We start from the raw sequence: 18,305 nt of genomic DNA, 5'->3' as shown, positions 1-18,305 counted from the left end.
AACCAACACATTTCCTTGTGGCGAGGGATTCTGTGGGAGCAAGGCTTGCCCGCGATGCGGGCGCCGTGATTTCGGAAAGACCGCATCGCTTATCGCGGGCAAGCCTTGCTCCCACAAAGCCTTGCCCACAAAGCCCTGCTCCTACAGATAAATCCCCTCACCACAGCTGAACCGTGTCAGGCCTTCTCGTTAACCTTAAGTTACAAATCTCCCCGCCGATTTAGGCTATACAGGGACAGCGCCCGAATAGTGGCTTTCTGCTGTCTCCGTGCGCGAGCTCATAACAATAAGAACACTACCGGGAGGCTTCCTTGTGAAGAGTTTGCTCTGGCCCGCCGTCGCGCTGATGAACCGCCTGAGCTTCGGCATGAAGTTCAGCCTGATCAGCGTGCTGTTCCTGCTACCCATGCTGGTGACCAACTTCTTTCTGGTGCGTGATTCCTATCGGGAATTCCAGGGCACCCAAGTGGAGCTGCAAAGCCTCGACCTGCTGGGCAGCAGCCTGGCCCTGCGCCGGGACCTGGAAACCCTCAACAACCTGGTGCAGATCAACGCCAGCCTGGGCCAGTCCGGCAAGGCTGGTGATGTCGAAGCGAAGATCGGCAGCCTGGAACAACAGGTCCTCACGCGCCTGCAAGGCATGACCGCCATGGCCATCGAGCCCGAGCAGGTCAGTGCCTTCGAGGCCAAGCGCGATGAGATGATCGCTGCTTTCAAGGCCCAGCAGGCGGAAAACTCCCTGCAGAGCAAAAGTGCGCTGATCGGCAAGTTGCTCAACAGCGCCCAGATGTTCAGCCAGATCATCGCCAGCCAGGCGGGGCTGAGCCGCGACAACCAGAGCGACATCCGCCAACTCAGCGAACTGATCATCGGTACCACCCCCAAGGTCACCCAGATCCTTGGCGATGGCCGGGCGCTGGGCGCGTCCTCGTTGGGGCTGGGGTTTCTCAATTCGGCATCGAGCACCCGCTTCGACGAGTTGCTGGCGCAGATCGAAAAGCTCCAGGGCGAGTACGACCTGAAACTGCAGGACGCCCTCGGCTCCAGCGTGGCCGCCGGGCAAACCCTTGGCGCTCAGGCCGACGGTAGCAAGAGCAGCCTCAAGAAAGCGTCGGAGCTGATCGAGGAGCAAGTGGTGATGGCCGACACCCTCGATGCACCGTGGCCGGCGTTCTTCGAGCAGGTCAGCGGCCTGATGGAGCAGACGTATCGGCTGAACGAAGCGACCCAGGGTTTTCTCGGTGTGCAGTTGCAGCAGCGGCTTGAGCAGAATCGTAGCCATATGGTGCTGCAAGCCGTGGCGCTGGTGGCGGTGTTCCTGTTGATTTTTTACCTGTACGCCGGCTTCTACGCGTCGACCCGCACCACCCTCCAGCACTTGGGCCAGATGATGGACAAAGTGGCGGCGGGGGACATGACGGTCAATTTCGTGGCGCGCAGCAAGGATGAACTGGGCGAATTGGGTGAAGTGTTCAACGGTACGGTGGCGAAGATCCATGACCTGATCGAACAGGTCGGCCGCACCGTCGCGGAAGTCGAACGCCAGGCCGGGCAGGTGGAAACGGTATCGGCCCAGAGCAACCAGGCCGTCGCCGGCCAGCGCAGCCAGATCGAACTGGTGGCCACGGCGATGAACCAGATGTCGGCCACGGCCCAGGAAGTGGCTCGCAGTGCCGCCGCTGCCGTGAGCAGTGCCCACAGCGTGAACGACGAGACCCTCAGCGGGCGCGGGCTGGTGGAGTCGCAGCAGGGCAGCATCGCCCGCTTGGCCAGTGAGATCGATCAGTCGGTGCAGGTGATCAACCAACTGGCGACCGACAGCCAGGCCATCAGCCGCGTGCTGGATGTGATCAAGAGCATCGCCGAGCAGACCAATCTGCTGGCCCTCAATGCCGCCATCGAAGCCGCCCGTGCCGGTGAACAGGGTCGGGGGTTTGCGGTGGTGGCCGATGAAGTGCGGACCCTGGCCAAGCGGACCCAGCAATCGACCGAAGAAATCGAAGCGATGATCACCCGCCTGCACGGCGGTGTTGGTGCCGCCGTCAAGGCGATGGGCACCAGTCATGAGATGGCCAGCGGCACGGTCGGTCAATCGGAACAGGTCCAACAGGCCCTGGAAAATATCCTCGGTGCGGTCGGCATGATCGTCGACCAGAACCAGCAGATCGCCGCCGCCGTGGAGCAGCAGACGGCCGTGGCCCATGACATCGACCAGAACATCGTCGAGATCAACCGCGCCGGCGAACGCACGGCCGAAGGCGCGCACCAGACCGAAAACGCCAGCCGTGAGCTGTCTGCCCAGGTGGTGCAGCTCAAGCAACTGATCAATGCGTTTCGGGTGTAGACCATTGTGGGAGCGAGCTTGCTCGCGATAGCGGAGTGTCAGGCAAGCTGTTTTTCGACTGATACACCGCTATCGCGAGCAAGCTCGCTCCCACAGGGTTTTTACCAGTTGAACAAATCGCGGGCGTTGGCGGTGCTGGCCTCGGCCAGTCGCTCGGGCGTCACCGCCATGATCCCGGCCAGTGCCTCGCAAATCGCCGGCAAGTGCGCCGGGCTGTTGCGCTGCCCCGGGAACATCGCCGGGGCCATGTCCGGTGAGTCGGTTTCCAGCACCACCGCATCCAGCGGCAGTTTCGCCAGCACCCGGTGCATGCGCAGGGCCTGAGGCCAGGTCGCCGCACCGCCGAGGCCGAGTTTGAAGCCGAGCTTGAGGTATTCGCGGGCCTCTTCAAAACTGCCGGCGAAGGCATGGATGATCCCCGCCCGGGTGGGGCTGATGCGCTTGAGGGTCGCGATCACGGCGGCATGGCTGCGGCGCACGTGGATCAGTGCCGGCAGTTCGAACTCCACGGCCAGTTCCAACTGCGTTTCGAACAGCGCTTGCTGGCGGTCACGGTCCAGGGTCTCGATGTAATAGTCCAGGCCGATCTCGCCCACTGCACACAATTGCCGGTGCCCGGCCAGGCGGCTCAGCCAGTCGCGCAACAACGCCACGTCGTCGGGTCGATGCTGGTCGAGGTACACCGGGTGCAGGCCCAGGGCGGCATGCAGGTCCGGGTCGCTTTGCACCAGGTCCCAGACCCGCTGCCAGTTGTCCCGGTACACGCCCAGCACCACCATTTGCCGCACGCCCAAGGCGCGGCTTTCGGCCAGCAGCGCCGGGCGGTCCGCGTCAAAGTCCGGGAAGTCCAGGTGGGTGTGGGTGTCGATCAACTCCATGCATCAATCCTGAGAAAACGTCAGCCCTGGTGGATCCGCTGCTTGAACGTCCGCGCGATGGCCTGCACGCCAGGCTGGTAGTCATCGTTTTCGATGGCCGCCAGGGCCAGTTCCAGGGCCTTGTCGGCGATCAACTGATGTTGTTGGGACATGGCATTGACCGGCAGCGGCAGGAAATCCAGCAACTGCGTGTCACCAAACGTGCCCAGGCGTAATGGCCGCGACTTGAGCGGGAAATCATGCAGGGCGTCGAACACCCCTTGCAGCAGCACATAGGACGTCGTGATCAATGCATCAGGCAGATGCCCCAGGCGCGCGAGCATTTCATCCATCAACTGCCGGCCGCATTCACGGCTGAACGACTCGCCATGCTCGATCAACACCTGGCCCTCGAACCCGGCCAAGGCTTCGCGAAAACCTGCGGCCCGTTCCTGGCTGATGCTCAATTCGGGACGGGCGCCGATCAAGGCGATTTGCCGAGGGTGGGTCTCCAGCAGGCTGCGCGTCAGGTGCAGGCTGGCCTGGCGGTCGTCGCTGATTACCGAGCAGAAATGCGCCGGTTCCATCACCCGGTCGATGGCGATGATCGGTATGCCCTTGGCCTGCAACTGCTGGTAGCTGTCGTCGCCGGCCGGCAGGCAGCTGGCGACGATCAGCGCATCGCAGCGCCGGGCGCGGAACAGTTGCAACAGTTGCCGCTCACTGTCGGGTGCATCGTCGGAGCTGGCGATCAGCAACTGATAGCCCCGTGCCCGTGCGCCTTGTTCCAGCAACTTGGCGATGCGTGCGTAACTGGGGTTTTCCAGGTCTGGCAGGATGAAGCCCAGGGTGCGGGTGTGCCGGCTGCGCAGCCCGGCGGCCTGGGGGTTGGGCGTGAAGCCGTGTTCCTCGACCACCGCCCGCACCCGTTCGACGGTGGCGCTGCTGATGCGTTGCTGTTCGGCCTTGCCATTGATGACATAGCTGGCGGTGGTTACAGACACACCGGCCAATTGAGCAATATCACTGAGTTTCAACCCGGTTTTCCTTGTTTTTTCGAGTTAGCCCCGAGGATAAGGGCCATCCTACCCGATTCAAGCTGACGGTTACCGCCCAAGCGCTTACGACAAGTTGCACTTCAACGATGAGAGATTATCGAGTAACGTGCCAATCTTTCTAGATTAAACGTTTCAGCAAGCGTATTTTCAAGGCTAGCAGGATTTTTGGCGGTGCTGCCGCGATACCGCCAAAAGCCGTCCTGTAACGCTAAGCTGATTCATTCAAAACAATACCTGGCGCCAACCGGACGCCAAAAAGGAGAAAGCATGCTCGAGCTCACTCTAGAGCAGATATCCATGGCGCAGACGGCTGTGGATAAAGACGCTGCACTGCAACTGCTCGCCGACAAACTGGTGGCCGATGGCCTGGTAGCCGAGGGTTACCTCGCTGGCTTGCAGGCCCGTGAAGCCCAGGGTTCGACCTTTCTTGGCCAAGGTATTGCCATCCCCCACGGCACCCCGCAGACCCGCGACCTGGTCTACTCCACCGGCGTGCGCCTGCTGCAATTCCCCGAAGGCGTGGACTGGGGCGATGGTCAGATTGTCTACCTGGCCATCGGCATCGCCGCCAAGTCCGACGAACACCTGCGCCTGCTGCAACTGCTGACCCGCGCCCTCGGCGAGACGGACCTGGGCCAGGCCTTGCGCCGCGCCGGTTCTGCCGAAGCGCTGCTGAAGCTGCTGCAAGGCGCGCCGCAGGAACTGGCCCTGGATGCCCAGATGATCGGCCTCGGTGTGTCGGCTGACGATTTTGAAGAGTTGGTATGGCGTGGCGCCCGCCTGTTGCGCCAGGCCGACTGCGTGAGCAACGGCTTTGCCGGTGTGTTGCAGCAAGTCGATGCGCTGCCCCTGGGCGATGGCTTGTGGTGGTTGCACAGCGAGCAGACCGTCAAGCGCCCGGGCCTGGCGTTCGTCACCCCGGACAAACCCATCCGTTACCTGGGCCAACCGCTGAGCGGACTGTTCTGCCTCGCCAGCCTCGGCGAGGCCCACCAGGCCTTGCTGGAAAGGCTCTGTGCCTTGCTGATCGAGGGCCGCGGCCACGAATTGGGCCGCGCCACCAGCAGCCGCAAGGTGTTGGAAGTGCTCGGCGGCGAATTGCCCGCCGACTGGCCCAGCGCGCGCATCGGCCTGGCCAACGCCCATGGCCTGCATGCACGCCCGGCGAAGATCCTCGCCCAGTTGGCGAAAAGCTTCGACGGCGAAATCCGTGTGCGCATTGTCGACGGCCAGGACAGCGCCGTGTCGGCCAAGAGCTTGAGCAAACTGCTGAGCCTGGGCGCCCGTCGCGGCCAGGTCTTGGAGTTCATCGCCGAACCGAGCATTGCCAACGACGCGTTGCCGGCACTGCTGGCCGCCATCGAAGAAGGCCTGGGCGAAGAGGTCGAACCGCTGCCGCCACCGAGTGCACCACGGGAAACCGTGATGGCCGAGGTCGCGACCGTCATGCTGGCGCCCGAATCCGGCAGCCTGATCCAGGCCGTCGCCGCCGCCCCGGGCATCGCCATCGGCCCGGCTCACATCCAGGTATTGCAGGCCATCGACTATCCGCTGCGCGGTGAATCGGCGGCCATCGAGCGCGAGCGCCTGCAGAACGCCTTGAACCAGGTGCGCAGTGATATCCAAGGCCTGATCGAACGCGCCAAGGCCAAGGCCATCCGCGAAATCTTCATCACCCACCAGGAAATGCTCGACGACCCGGAACTGACCGACGAAGTCGATACCCGCTTGAAGCTGGGCGAGAGTGCGCAAGCGGCGTGGATGGGGGTGATCGAAGCCGCCGCCAAAGAGCAGGAAGCCTTGCAGGATGCCTTGCTGGCCGAACGGGCCGCCGATCTGCGAGACGTCGGCCGTCGGGTGCTGGCGCAACTGTGTGGCGTCGAAACCCCTAACGAGCCCGATCAACCCTACATCCTGGTGATGGACGAAGTCGGCCCGTCCGACGTGGCCCGCCTGGACCCGACCCGTGTGGCGGGGATTCTCACCGCCCGTGGCGGCGCCACCGCCCACAGCGCCATCGTCGCCCGCGCCCTGGGCATTCCGGCGCTGGTGGGCGCTGGTGCGGCGGTATTGTTGCTGGCGCCGGGTACGTCCTTGCTGCTGGATGGCCAGCGCGGTCGCCTGCACGTCGACCCTGACGCCGCTACGTTGCAGCGCGCCAAGGAAGAGCGCGATACCCGCGAACAGCGTCTCAAGGTCGCGGCCGAGCAGCGCCACGAACCGGCGCTGACCCGTGACGGGCATGCCGTGGAAGTGTTCGCCAATATTGGTGAAAGCGCCGGCGTCGCCAGCGCGGTGGAGCAGGGCGCCGAAGGCATTGGCCTGTTGCGCACCGAACTGATTTTCATGGCCCACAGCCAGGCGCCGGACGAAGCGACCCAGGAAGCCGAATACCGCAAGGTGCTCGATGGCCTGGCCGGGCGGCCGCTGGTGGTGCGTACCCTCGATGTGGGCGGCGACAAGCCGCTGCCGTACTGGCCGATCGCGAAAGAAGAAAACCCGTTCCTCGGCGTGCGGGGCATTCGCCTGACTTTGCAGCGCCCGCAAGTCATGGAAGCGCAATTGCGGGCCTTGCTGCGCTCGGCGGACAGCCGTCCACTGCGGATCATGTTCCCGATGGTGGGCAGCGTCGATGAGTGGCGCCAGGCCCGGGCCATGACCGAGCGTCTGCGCCTGGAAATCCCGGTGGCGGACCTGCAACTGGGGATCATGATCGAAGTGCCGTCCGCCGCGTTGCTCGCGCCCGTGCTGGCCAAGGAAGTCGACTTCTTCAGCGTCGGCACCAATGACCTGACGCAATACACCCTGGCCATCGACCGGGGGCATCCGACCCTTTCGGCCCAGGCCGATGGCTTGCACCCGGCGGTGCTGCAACTGATCGACATCACCGTGCGCGCCGCCCATGCCCATGGCAAATGGGTCGGTGTGTGTGGCGAATTGGCGGCCGATCCGCTGGCGGTGCCGGTGCTGGTGGGCCTGGGCGTGGACGAGCTGAGTGTCTCGGCCCGTAGCATTGCCGAGGTCAAGGCGCGGGTTCGCGAACTGAGCCTGGCGCAAGTACAAACCCTGGCCCAAGCGGCCTTGGCCGTGGGCAGCGCCGATGACGTGCGCGCATTAGTGGAGGCGCTGTAATGGCGAAGATTCTAACCCTGACCCTCAACCCGGCGCTCGACCTCACGGTAGAGTTGGCGCGCCTGGAGCCGGGCCAGGTCAACCGCAGCGACGCCATGCATGCCCACGCCGCAGGCAAGGGCGTGAACGTGGCCCAGGTGTTGGCCGATCTGGGTCATACGCTGACGGTCAGTGGCTTTCTGGGTGAAGACAATGCCCAGGTGTTCGAGACGCTGTTCGCCCAACGGGGTTTTGTCGACGCCTTTATCCGTGTCCCCGGCGAGACCCGCAGCAATATCAAGCTGGCCGAGCAGGACGGTCGCATCACTGACCTCAACGGGCCGGGCCCGATGGTCGATGCCGCCGCACAGCAGGCCTTGCTGGCGCGATTGGAGCAGATCGCCCCCGGCCACGACGTGGTCGTGGTGGCGGGCAGCTTGCCCCGGGGCGTCAGCCCGCAGTGGTTGCAGGCATTGATCGCACGCATGAAGGCACTCGGTCTTAACGTGGCCCTCGACACCAGTGGCGAAGCCTTGCGCGTTGCCCTGGCGGCGGGGCCGTGGCTGATCAAGCCGAACACCGAAGAACTGGCCGATGCGCTGGGGTGCGAGGTGGTGAGCGAAACGGCTCAGGCGCAAGCGGCGCAGCGCCTGCATGCCCAGGGTATCGAGCATGTGGTGATTTCCCACGGTGCCGATGGCGTGAACTGGTTCAGTGTCGGTGCGGCGCTGCATGCCTCGCCGCCCAAGGTCAGCGTCGCCAGCACCGTCGGGGCCGGGGACTCGCTGCTGGCGGGCATGCTCCATGGCCTGCTCAGCGCCGACACCCCGGAACAGACACTGCGCACTGCCACGGCCATCGCCGCCATGGCGGTCACGCAGATCGGTTTTGGCATCCACGACACCGCGTTGCTGGCGTCGCTTGAACAGGGCGTGCGCGTGCGCCCCCTGACAGAACAATAAGAGGGTTCGCAAGAATGAAACTAGCCATTGTGACGGCCTGCCCGAACGGCATGGTTACCAGTGTGTTGTGCGCCCGCCTGCTGGACGCCGCGGCGCAGCGCCAGGGTTGGAGCACCAGCGTCGAGGTCCATGACGCGGCCCATCCGGAACGCCAGTTGTCGGCGGCGACTCTTGAAGCGGCGGAGTGGGTGTTGCTGGTCGCCAGCGGCCCGGTGGACCTGTCGCGGTTCGTCGGCAAGCGGGTGTTCCGCAGCACACCGGCCCTGGCCCTCCAGGACGTTGATGCGGTGCTGCGTCGTGGCGCCGTAGAGGCTGAGGTTCTGGGCGAGGCAGACGCGTCCGCGCAAGTGCCGGCGGCGTCGGCCGAGCGTGCCCCGCGGCTGGTCGCCATCACCGCATGCCCAACAGGCGTTGCCCATACCTTCATGGCCGCCGAGGCCTTGCAGCAGGCGGCGACGAAGCTTGGCTATGACCTGCAAGTGGAAACCCAGGGTTCGGTGGGGGCGCGCAACCCGTTGAGCGCCGAGGCCATCGCCGAAGCGGACGTGGTGCTGCTGGCGACCGACATTGAAGTCGCCACCGAGCGGTTTGCCGGCAAGAAGATCTACCGTTGCGGCACGGGCATCGCCTTGAAACAGGCCGAAGCGACGCTGAACAAAGCGCTGGTCGAAGCTCGCCAGGAAAGTGCGTCGAGCGGCGCGAGCGCCCCGGCCAAGTCGGAGAAGACCGGCGCCTACAAGCACCTGCTGACGGGCGTGTCGTTCATGCTGCCGATGGTGGTGGCCGGTGGTTTGATGATCGCCTTGTCGTTCGTGTTCGGCATCGAGGCCTTCAAGGAGCCTGGAACCCTGGCGGCCGCGCTGATGCAGATCGGCGGCGAGACCGCGTTCAAGTTGATGGTGCCGTTGCTGGCCGGCTACATCGCCTATTCCATCGCCGACCGGCCAGGCCTGGCGCCCGGCATGATCGGCGGGATGCTGGCGAGTACCCTGGGCGCCGGTTTCATTGGCGGGATCATCGCCGGTTTCCTGGCCGGTTACGCGGCCAAGGCGATCAGCCGCTACGCGCGTTTGCCCCAGAGCCTGGAAGCGCTCAAGCCGATCCTGATCATCCCGCTGCTGGCGAGCCTGTTCACCGGCCTGGTGATGATCTACATCGTCGGCAAACCGGTGGCGGGCATGCTCGAAGCCTTGACCCACTTCCTCGACAGCATGGGCACCACCAACGCGATCCTGTTGGGGGTGCTGCTGGGGGCGATGATGTGCGTCGACCTCGGCGGACCGATCAACAAGGCCGCCTATGCGTTTTCGGTGGGGCTGCTGGCTTCGCAGAGTTATGCACCGATGGCCGCGGCCATGGCTGCCGGCATGGTGCCGCCCATTGGCCTGGGCATCGCCACGTTCATCGCCCGGCGCAAATTTGCCCAGACCGAGCGCGAGGCCGGTAAAGCGGCACTGGTGCTGGGACTGTGCTTCATCTCCGAAGGCGCGATCCCGTTCGCGGCCAAGGATCCGCTGCGGGTGATCCCGGCGAGTATCGCCGGCGGTGCGCTGACCGGTGCGCTGTCGATGTACTTCGGCTGCAAGCTCATGGCCCCCCACGGCGGCCTGTTCGTGATGCTGATCCCCAACGCCATCAACCATGCGTTGTTGTACTTGCTGGCGATCGTGGCGGGGAGCCTGCTGACGGCGGTGGCGTACGCGCTGCTCAAGCGGCCTGAGGTGGTGGAGATGGCGTTGGAGCCGGCCAAGGCCTGATCGCTTCTTTGAAGCAATGAAATCCCTCTGTGGGAGCGAGCTTGCTCGCGATAGCGGTGTATCAGTCGACAACTGGGTTGCCTGACACTCCGCCATCGCGAGCAAGCTCGCTCCCACAGTGGTTTTGGGCGTGCATGAAATTCCTGTCACACCCACTTCACACAGCCATGCTTAAGTTTTCCCATTTCAAGGGAGAACACCATGAGCGAATTCGACCTGGGCCGTCGTCGGGTGATGCAAGCCGTGGGGGCGGGGTTGTTGTTGCCGGGGCTGGCGCCGGCGGTGATGGCTTCGGTCAAGGATCGTCCGGTGCTCACCGACGGTGTGCAGTCTGGCGACTTGCAGGGCGACCGGGCGATGATCTGGAGCCGCAGCGACCGTCCGGCGCGGATGGTGGTGGAGTGGGACACCCGCAGCAAGTTAGCCAATCCCCGTCGCTTCGTCTCGCCCATGGCCGACGCCCGCAGTGATTTCACCGCCCGGGTCGAACTCACCGGGCTGCCCCGTGACCAGGCGATTTTCTACCGTGTGCACTTCGAAGACGCCCAAAGCGGGGTTGCCAGCGAACCCTGGCTCGGCCACCTGCGCAGCGTGCCGCAGTTCAAGCGCAACATCCGTTTTGTCTGGAGTGGCGACACCGTTGGCCAGGGTTTCGGGATCAACCCGGACATCGGCGGCATGCGCATCTACGAAGCCATGCGCCTGCGCCTGCCGGATTTCTTTATCCACAGCGGCGACACCATCTACGCCGACGGCCCGGTGCCGGCGCAAATCACTGCCGAGGGTGGGCGCATCTGGCGTAATCTCACCACCGACGCCAAGAGCAAGGTCGCCGAAACCCTGGATGAGTATCGCGGCAACTATCGCTACAACCTGATGGACGAAAACGTACGCCGCTTCAATGCCGAAGTGCCACAGATCTGGCAGTGGGACGACCATGAGGTGGTCAACAACTGGTCGCCGGGCAAGCAACTGGACGAGCGTTACCAGACCAAGGATATCCACAGCCTGGTGGGGCGCGCGCGACAGGCCTGGCTGGAATACGCACCGATGCGCCGGCAAAAGGCCGACGGCGGCGGGCGGATCTACCGCAAGCTCGGTTACGGGCCGCTGCTGGATGTGTTCGTGCTGGACATGCGCAGTTACCGCGAAGCCAACGACGCCAACCTCGGCGCGGCCAAACCGTTCCTGGGGCGTGAGCAATTGAATTGGCTCAAGCGCGAGTTGAAGCAATCCCGCGCCCAGTGGAAAGTCATCGCCGCCGACATGCCCATTGGCCTGGGTGTGCCGGATGGCGAGGTCAGCCCCGGCGTGCCGCGTTGGGAAGCGGTCGCCAACGGTGACCCGGGCGCGGCCCAGGGGCGTGAACTGGAAATCGCCGAACTGTTGGGTTACCTGCGCAAGCATCAGGTGCGCAACTACGTCTGGCTCACCGCCGACGTCCACTATTGCGCCGCCCATCACTACCACCCCGAATACGCCGCGTTCCAGGATTTCGAACCGTTCTGGGAGTTCGTCGCCGGGCCATTGAACGCCGGCAGCTTCGGGCCCAACGCCCTGGACAAGACCTTCGGCCCGGAGGTGGTGTTCCAGAAAGCGCCCCCGGCCCAGAACACCTCGCCGTTCGCCGGGTATCAATTCTTTGGCGAGGTGAACATCGATGGGCCGAGCGGGGAGATGAGCGTGGTGTTGCGGGATCTGGAAGGGGTGGCGGTGTTCGAGAAGAAGTTGCAGCCCGTGTGAATCTAAAGTCCGCCACAAAACCAATGTGGGAGCGAGCTTGCTCGCGATAGCAGTGTGTCAGTCAATGAAGTGTTGACTGAAGATCCGCTATCGCGAGCAAGCTCGCTCCCACAGGGTTGATGTTGCGGTCAGGATCAGTAGACATCCCGCCGATACCGCCCCTGCTCGATCAGTCGCTCCACTTCCTCGCGCCCCAGCACGTTGTTGAGCACGTGATCCACCCCGGATGCCATGCCCTGCAAGCTGCCGCAGACATAGATCGCCGCGCCGTCGGCCACCCATTGCTTGAGCAGCGCGGCCGATTCCAGCAGACGGTCCTGGACGTAGATTTTCTGCTTCTGATCCCGGGAGAAGGCCAGGTCCAGGCGTTCCAGGTCGCCGGAGGTCACCCATTCCTGCAACTCATCGCGGCAGTGGAAATCGTGTTCGCGGTTGCGCTCGCCAAACAGCAGCCAGTTGCGCTGCATGCCCTCGGTGACGCGTGCCTTGAGCAGGCTGCGCAGGCCCGCCAGGCCGGTGCCGTTGCCCAGCAGGATCATCGGCACGCCCTGGGGCGGCAGATGGAAGCTGCTGTTGCGGCGCAGCCGCAGGCTGATGGCGCTGCCCAGTGGTGCGTGTTCGGTCAGCCAGCCGGAGCCGACGCCGAGGCTGCCGTCGATGTGACGTTCCTGGCGCACGATCAGCTCCAGCACGCCGTCGGCCGGGATCGAGGCGATGGAGTATTCGCGCATCGCCAGCGGTGCCAGTGCCTCCACCAGCGCCTGGGCATGCAGGCCGACCAGGTGGGCGCGGTTTTCCGGCAACTGGCGGGTCGCCAGGGCCTGATTGAGGCTCTGGGACAGGCCGTCGACTTGCACGCGCGCCTGGCCGGACAGGCCGAGACCATCGAGGAAATGCTCGATGGCCCAGAGGTCATTGCGCGGCAGGATTTCCACCAGGTCACCGGCCAGCCAACTGCTCGGCCCGGGGGCGGTGAGGCCCAGCAGGTACACGCCCGAGCCGCTACTGTCGGGGTTGAGCAGGGTGCGTTGGCTGAGGGTCCAGTTTTCAAAACTGGGGGCCTGCCAGGTGTCGGCAGGCGCCTGTCCGGTCAGTTCGGCCAGTTGTTGTTGCCAGTGACGCAGGGCGTAAGGGTCGCCGCTGTCGACTTCCACCGGCGCGAACAGGGTCTTGCCGCCGTGCTCCGCCAGCCAGGCGTGCAGGCGCCGGGCGAAACCGCAGAAGTGTTCATATTGCCGGTCGCCCAGGCCGAGCACCGAATACTGCAAGCGCTCCAGGCTCAAGGCCTGGCCCAGCACCTTGCGTTCGAAGCCGCGGGCACTGTCCGGTCCTTCGCCGTCGCCAAAAGTGCTGACCACAAACAGCGCGTGGGTGGCGATGTTCAGGTCCTGCTCGCTAACACCGGCCAATGGCTGGACCTTCACCGGCAAGCCGGCGGCCTGGAGTTGGCCGGCAGTCTGCCAGGCCAGTCGCTCGGCGAAACCGCTTTGGCTGGCGAAACCGATCAGCCAGGCCGGCGCATCGGTCGGGTTGGCGCTCAGGGCCTGACGGGCGTTTCTGGCCTGGCGTTTCTTGCGGCGGCGGTCCAGGTACAGCAACCAGCCGGTGATGAAGAACAGCGGCATGGTCAGCGCGGCGACGGTCACCAGGATCCGCCCGACCAGGCCGAAGTAGCTGCCGATATGCAGGGCATAGACACTGGTCAGCAACTGCGCCTTGAGGCTCTTGTCGCTGTAGCGGCTATGCCGGCTGATGACGCCGGTGGCCGGGTCGAGGATGAGCTGGTTCAGCGCCCGGTCGTGAGGTGAGTTTTTCAGCAGGTAGAACACGGTCGCCGGCTGCCCGGCCACGGGCGGCATGCGCACGTTGTAGGCGGACAGGCCGGGGCCTGCGGCGCTGTAGATGCTGCTCCACATGGCCCGGTAATCGGCCACGGGCAGTGGGCCGCTGGGTGCCGGGCCACGATTGCGCACCCGTTCCTCTTCCGGCGCGTCGGAAAGCAGGCGGGTCACGCCTTTGTTGTACCAGTCGTAGGACCAGGTCAGGCCGGTCAGTGCCGCCAGCAGATAGAACACCAGGCACCAGGTACCCGCCACCGAGTGCAGGTCCCAATTGAAGCTGCGACCTTTTTTCCCCCAGTCGAGGGTCAGCCAGGCGCGCCAGCTTTTCCATTGGCGCGGCCAACGCAGGTACAGCCCGGACAGACAAAAGAACACCAGGATCAGCGTGCAGGCCCCGGTGATTTGCCGGCCCACGTCATCCAGGGTCAAGACGCGGTGCAGCCTGAGCATCAGGCCAAAGAAATCCTGGCCGGTCACCTCACCCATGAACTGTGCGGTGTAGGGGTCGAAATAGCGCATGGCATCACGTTTTTCCCCGGGCGGCGCCGCGAAGATCACCCGCGCGGCGTTGCCGCTGTCGGTCTCGACCCAGAGCAGGGCGACGGTCTTGCCGGAGGCGGCTTCGATCTGCTCCACCAGTTCGGCGGGCGGCAACACACCGGCCGGTTGCTTCTCGACCGTCAGCACCTGCGGGTTCAAGGCCCGCAGGATTTCATCCTGAAACGACACCACTGCCCCGGTAACGCCCATCAACGCCAGGACCAGCCCGGCACTGATGCCGAAAAACCAGTGCAACTGGAACAGGGTTTTCTTCAACACGTCGCCCGCCTTGTTCATCTATTACTGTTCATCACGGTGCGCATTATGCCGTGTGTTATCGAGAAGCATTCATAAACACACCTAAAAGGTGCCGATCAGTGATGAGGTGAGCGACAAAATCCTGTGGGAGCGAGCTTGCTCGCGATAGCGGCCTGTCAGCCACATCACTGTCGGCTGATTCACTGCTATCGCGAGCAAGCTCGCTCCCACAGGGGAAACGCGGTTTCATCGAGAACAAAAACAAAAAAACGGCGCTTTCCATTTCTGGAAAAACGCCGTTTTCTATTACGCGACAGGGCTGGAACGATGGACGTTCAAGCGCCCGGACGCATTACACGTAAAACGATTTCAGCGGCGGAAAGCCGTTGAATTCCACCGCGCTATAGCTGGTGGTATAGGCCCCGGTCGACAACCAGTACAGGCGATCGCCAATGGCCAGGTTCAACGGCAGACCGTACTTGTAGTTTTCATACATGATGTCGGCGCTGTCGCAGGTCGGCCCGGCGATGACCACTTCTTCCATCTCGCCTTTCTTCTCGGTCCAGATCGGGAACTTGATGGCTTCGTCCATGGTTTCGATCAGGCCAGAGAACTTGCCCACATCCGTGTACACCCAACGCTCGACAGCGGTACGGGACTTACGCGCCACCAACACCACTTCGCTGACCAGGATACCGGCGTTGGCGATCAACGAACGGCCCGGCTCCAGGATGATTTCCGGCAGGTCGTCGCCGAAGTCTTCCTTGAGGAAGCGGATGATTTCCTCGGCGTAGGTGTCCAGGCTGTTGGTGCGGGTGATGTAGTTGGCCGGGAAGCCGCCACCCATGTTGATCAGCTTCAAGACGATGCCGTCTTCTTCCTTCAGACGCTCGAAGATCACCTTGACCTTGGCGATGGCCGCGTCCCAGACGCTGATGTCGCGCTGTTGCGAGCCGACGTGGAACGAAATGCCGTACGGCACCAGGCCCAGGTCGCGGGCCAGGATCAGCAGGTCCATGGCCATGTCGGTCTGGCAGCCGAACTTGCGCGACAACGGCCAGTCAGCGGTGGTCGAGCCTTCGGTGAGGATCCGCACATAAACCTTCGAACCCGGCGCGGCCTTGGCGATGTTGCGCAGGTCGGCTTCGGAGTCGGTGGCGTACAGGCGCACGCCCTTCTCGTAGAAGTAGCGAATGTCGCGGGATTTCTTGATGGTGTTGCCGTAGCTGATCTGGTCCGGGCCCACGCCACGGCTCATGACTTTATCCAGCTCGTAGATCGAGGCGATGTCGAAGTTCGAGCCTTTGTCCTTGAGCAGGTCGATGATTTCCACCGCCGGGTTGGCCTTGACGGCGTAGTAGACCTTGGCGAATTCGAAACCGGCGCGCAGGTCGTCATAGGCCTGGGAGATCATCGCGGTGTCGATCACCACGAACGGGGTTTCCTGCTTGTCGGCGAACGCTTTCATTTTCTGGAAAGTTTCGCGCGCGAAATAATCTTCGACCTGGATCGACATACTTGGGACTCCTACTGGCAAACATCAGGATCAATGGGTGTGAGGGCAAGCAGCCCTCGTGAACGTCCTCCGTATCCCCACTTTGGTTCGCCTACTTCCCAAGGCATGTCGCCGAAAGCAAAAAGGCCATGGGATACATGATTCCCTTGGCCTTGCTGTCTCGTCGTCAGTACTTGAGCCGGATGGATCGTTTCCAGCATGGACGTTCGGCGCGAACTTTAGGGCGTGAGGGGCCTGAGATCAACTAAAAATGTCGCGTTTTTGCACACATCCGTCGTGCGGCCCGCGACAGCTCATGATGTAACCGACCTGCGTGACAGATTGATGTTCCCGCTGGATGGATAATCGGGGCGTTTCGGGGAGAAACACCATTTTGGTGACCGCCCCGGAAACTGTGGGAGCCGAGCTTGCTCGCGATAGCGGCGGCACAGCCAGCACTACCGCCAACTGACCCACCGCTATCGCGAGCAAGCTCGGCTCCCACAGGGTTCGTTGGGGCGATCAGGCCTGCGCAATCTCCGCCGGCGAAACGATGCTGGTCTTGCCCCCACGGGATTTCCCGGAACTCAGGTACTCGGCGATGGATTCCTGGGTCACTTCCCCGAGGAACACCCGCTCGGCGTCCATCACCGGCAGCCACGAGCGGTTGAACTCGTACATGCGCGACAGCAGGATCCGCAGGTGTTCGTCGTAGGCCGCGGTGGCGTTGAATTCCCGCAGGTATTGTCCGCACGTGCCGGTCTGACGGTACAGGTCGCGCCGTCGCACATAGCCCAGGGCCTTGTTCTCGGCACAGGTCACCACCACGTAGCGACGGTCATGTTCGTCCATCAGCTCCAGCGCCTCATTCACCGGCGTTTCCGGGCTGACCGACGGCGCGTTGTCGGCGGCGTCTTCGGCCTTGACCAGCAACAGGCGCTTGAGCGTGCTGTCCTGGCCGACGAAACTGCTGACGAACTCGTCGGCCGGATGCGCCAGCAACGTGTCCGGGTGATCGCACTGGACCAGCTTGCCGGCGCGGAAGATCGCAATCTTGTCCCCCAGCTTGATCGCCTCGTCGATGTCGTGGCTGACCATGATCACGGTCTTGTTCAACGCCCGTTGCATCTCGAAGAACTCGTTCTGGATCATCTCGCGGTTGATCGGGTCCACCGCGCCGAACGGTTCGTCCATCAGCAACAGTGGCGCATCGGCCGCCAGGGCCCGGATCACGCCGATCCGTTGCTGCTGGCCACCCGACAGCTCGCGAGGGTAGCGATGCAGGTACTGCTTGGGCTCGAGCTTGATCATGCTCATCAGTTCGCGGGCACGGTCGTGGCACTTCTGCTTGTCCCAGCCCAGCAGGCGCGGGACCACGGTGATGTTTTCCTCGATGGTCATGTTCGGGAACAGGCCGATCTGCTGGATCACGTAGCCGATGTTGCGGCGCAAGGTCACTTCGTCCAGGTCGGTGGTGTCTTCGCCGTTGATCAATACCTTGCCCGAGGTGGGCGGGATCAGGCGATTGATCATCTTCAGCGTGGTGCTTTTGCCACAGCCCGACGGCCCGAGGAACACGCAGATCTCGCCTTCGTTGACGATCAGGTTCACCGAGTCGACGGCCTTGACGTCCTTGCCGTTGCTCTTGAAGGTTTTGCTGAGGTTTTGAAGTTCGATCATTTCAATAGTCCTTTTGGGGTCAGCGAGCGTTGCAGCCATTGCAGAAGCAGGTCGGCGAAGATGGCCAGGAGACTGACCAGCACGGCGCCGACGATCAGCATCGACATGTCGCTGCGGCTGATGGAAGCGAGGATGAGCACGCCCAGGCCACCGGCGCCGATGGTGGCGGCGATGGTCATGACGCCGATGTTCATGACCACGGCGGTGCGCACGCCGGCCAGGATCACCGGCACGGCGATGGGCAGTTCGACCATGCGCAGGCGCTGGGCGAAGGTCATGCCGATGCCGCGGGCGGCTTCACGGATGCCCGGTTCGACGCCGGTCAAGGCCAGGTAGGTGTTGCGCATGATCGGCAACAACGAATAGAGAAACACCGCGGTGATCGCCGGCATCGGCCCCAGGCCCTGGCCGAACTTGGAATAGAACGGCAACAACAGGCCGAACAGCGCGATCGACGGAATCGTCAGCAGCACCGTGGCGCTGGCCTGCAAGGGGCCGGCGAGCGCCGGGAAGCGGGTCATGAAGATGCCCAGGGGCACGCCGACGACAATCGCCAGGGTCACGGCGATGCCCACCAGGGTGATGTGCTGCCAGGTCAGGTGCAGCACCAGCGGCCAGTCCAGATGGGAAAAGGCGTCAAGAAAATCCATGGCTTTTCC

11 protein-coding genes and 1 pseudogene are annotated in these 18,305 nt (G+C 63.6%); 6 read left to right on the top strand and 6 right to left on the bottom strand.

Annotated features, from left to right (window positions below):
- Positions 1–346: 346 nt before the first annotated feature.
- Together AO356_RS33335 and AO356_RS33330 are read left to right on the top strand one after the other, a co-directional pair.
- Positions 347–1,438, top strand: a pseudogene (locus AO356_RS33335) (methyl-accepting chemotaxis protein); the annotation flags it as partial.
- A complete protein-coding gene (locus AO356_RS33330) occupies positions 1,415–2,344 on the top strand; it encodes a methyl-accepting chemotaxis protein (protein WP_420480618.1) in 930 nt (309 codons plus the stop codon). The pseudogene AO356_RS33335 and the gene AO356_RS33330, both read left to right, overlap by 24 nt.
- Before the next feature lie 101 nt (positions 2,345–2,445).
- Here the strand turns inward: AO356_RS33330 and AO356_RS07355 are convergent, their stop codons facing one another.
- Together AO356_RS07355 and cra are read right to left on the bottom strand one after the other, a co-directional pair.
- Positions 2,446–3,222 (bottom strand): TatD family hydrolase, encoded by a 777-nt coding sequence (locus tag AO356_RS07355; protein WP_060739207.1) that lies wholly within the window; start codon positions 3,220–3,222, stop codon positions 2,446–2,448.
- Positions 3,223–3,242: 20 nt separating this feature from the next.
- Positions 3,243–4,238 carry a catabolite repressor/activator gene (gene cra / locus AO356_RS07350; RefSeq protein WP_060739206.1) on the bottom strand — a complete coding sequence of 332 codons (996 nt, stop codon included), beginning with the start codon at positions 4,236–4,238 and terminating at the stop codon, positions 3,243–3,245.
- A 288-nt stretch (positions 4,239–4,526) separates the two neighbouring features.
- On the opposite strand from cra, the gene ptsP reads away from it, so the two are divergent.
- The 4 genes from ptsP to AO356_RS07330 all read left to right on the top strand — a co-directional run bounded on the left by ptsP (position 4,527) and on the right by AO356_RS07330 (position 11,832).
- Positions 4,527–7,391 (top strand): phosphoenolpyruvate--protein phosphotransferase, encoded by a 2,865-nt coding sequence (ptsP, locus tag AO356_RS07345; RefSeq protein WP_060739205.1) that lies wholly within the window; start codon positions 4,527–4,529, stop codon positions 7,389–7,391.
- On the top strand, positions 7,391–8,332 hold the full coding sequence (gene pfkB / locus AO356_RS07340; protein WP_060739204.1) for a 1-phosphofructokinase: 942 nt from the start codon (positions 7,391–7,393) through the stop codon (positions 8,330–8,332). Before ptsP ends, pfkB begins: the two co-directional genes overlap by 1 nt.
- A 14-nt stretch (positions 8,333–8,346) precedes the next feature.
- Positions 8,347–10,089 (top strand): PTS fructose-like transporter subunit IIB, encoded by a 1,743-nt coding sequence (locus AO356_RS07335; RefSeq protein WP_060739203.1) that lies wholly within the window; start codon positions 8,347–8,349, stop codon positions 10,087–10,089.
- 201 nt (positions 10,090–10,290) lie between these two features.
- Entirely contained in the window at positions 10,291–11,832 is a 1,542-nt protein-coding gene (locus tag AO356_RS07330; RefSeq protein WP_060739202.1) for an alkaline phosphatase D family protein, read from the top strand.
- A 134-nt stretch (positions 11,833–11,966) separates the two neighbouring features.
- On the opposite strand, the gene AO356_RS07325 is transcribed toward AO356_RS07330, so the two are convergent.
- From AO356_RS07325 to AO356_RS07310, 4 genes are all read right to left on the bottom strand, one after another.
- On the bottom strand, positions 11,967–14,492 hold the full coding sequence (locus tag AO356_RS07325; protein ID WP_203225787.1) for a PepSY domain-containing protein: 2,526 nt from the start codon (positions 14,490–14,492) through the stop codon (positions 11,967–11,969).
- Between the two features lie 331 nt (positions 14,493–14,823).
- Complete coding sequence (locus tag AO356_RS07320) at positions 14,824–15,987, bottom strand: type III PLP-dependent enzyme (protein WP_060739200.1); 1,164 nt, start codon at positions 15,985–15,987, stop codon at positions 14,824–14,826.
- A 501-nt stretch (positions 15,988–16,488) separates the two neighbouring features.
- Positions 16,489–17,646 carry a betaine/proline/choline family ABC transporter ATP-binding protein gene (locus AO356_RS07315; RefSeq protein WP_060739199.1) on the bottom strand — a complete coding sequence of 386 codons (1,158 nt, stop codon included), beginning with the start codon at positions 17,644–17,646 and terminating at the stop codon, positions 16,489–16,491.
- Positions 17,643–18,296, bottom strand: a complete 654-nt coding sequence (locus AO356_RS07310) for an ABC transporter permease (RefSeq protein ID WP_060739198.1) — start codon at positions 18,294–18,296, stop codon at positions 17,643–17,645. Before AO356_RS07310 ends, AO356_RS07315 begins: the two co-directional genes overlap by 4 nt.
- Positions 18,297–18,305 lie beyond the last annotated feature (9 nt).

It is taken from the genome of Pseudomonas fluorescens, assembly GCF_001307275.1.
GTDB classification, from domain to species: Bacteria; Pseudomonadota; Gammaproteobacteria; order Pseudomonadales; family Pseudomonadaceae; genus Aquipseudomonas; species Aquipseudomonas fluorescens_AA.
The sequence above is the reverse complement of the archived record's forward strand: the minus strand, read 5'-3'. Positions and strand labels throughout refer to the sequence as shown.

Coding starts and splice junctions, on each gene's coding strand:
- AO356_RS33330 (WP_420480618.1), top strand. CDS start 1,415: ATGACGGTCAATTTCGTGGCGCGCAGCAAGGATGAACTGGGCGAATTG.
- AO356_RS07355 (WP_060739207.1), bottom strand. CDS start 3,222: ATGGAGTTGATCGACACCCACACCCACCTGGACTTCCCGGACTTTGAC.
- ptsP (WP_060739205.1), top strand. CDS start 4,527: ATGCTCGAGCTCACTCTAGAGCAGATATCCATGGCGCAGACGGCTGTG.
- pfkB (WP_060739204.1), top strand. CDS start 7,391: ATGGCGAAGATTCTAACCCTGACCCTCAACCCGGCGCTCGACCTCACG.
- AO356_RS07335 (WP_060739203.1), top strand. CDS start 8,347: ATGAAACTAGCCATTGTGACGGCCTGCCCGAACGGCATGGTTACCAGT.
- AO356_RS07330 (WP_060739202.1), top strand. CDS start 10,291: ATGAGCGAATTCGACCTGGGCCGTCGTCGGGTGATGCAAGCCGTGGGG.
- AO356_RS07320 (WP_060739200.1), bottom strand. CDS start 15,987: ATGTCGATCCAGGTCGAAGATTATTTCGCGCGCGAAACTTTCCAGAAA.
- AO356_RS07315 (WP_060739199.1), bottom strand. CDS start 17,646: ATGATCGAACTTCAAAACCTCAGCAAAACCTTCAAGAGCAACGGCAAG.
- AO356_RS07310 (WP_060739198.1), bottom strand. CDS start 18,296: ATGGATTTTCTTGACGCCTTTTCCCATCTGGACTGGCCGCTGGTGCTG.